The organism is Duganella sp. sic0402, from assembly GCF_019219065.1.
Classification (GTDB): Bacteria; Pseudomonadota; Gammaproteobacteria; order Burkholderiales; family Burkholderiaceae_D; genus Rugamonas.
The window spans coordinates 1-249 of sequence record NZ_JAHUWK010000058.1 but is presented as its reverse complement, the minus strand read 5'-3'; the positions used below and the strand labels follow the sequence as shown (position 1 = coordinate 249).

1 rRNA gene is annotated in these 249 nt (G+C 49.0%); it reads right to left on the bottom strand.

What is annotated here, in order from left to right:
* Positions 1–170: 170 nt before the first annotated feature.
* A 23S ribosomal RNA gene (locus tag KW842_RS27310) occupies positions 171–249 on the bottom strand; the annotation flags it as partial.

Here is a 249-nt window from a genome sequence, read left to right as displayed (position 1 = left end):
GTCGTTTCACGGTCCTGTTCGGGATGGGAAGGGGTGGGACCGACTTACTATGGTCATCAAGCTTTGACTTGTAGGCAGTGCCGCTGTTCTGAGCGGCACTGCGCAATCGGGAAGAAGTAAAGTGGGGTATTAACTCATCAAGAGTAAATGCGTATAACCGTCAAGGTTATAGGGACAAGCCGTACGGGCAATTAGTATCAGTTAGCTTAATGCATTACTGCACTTCCACACCTGACCTATCAACGTCCT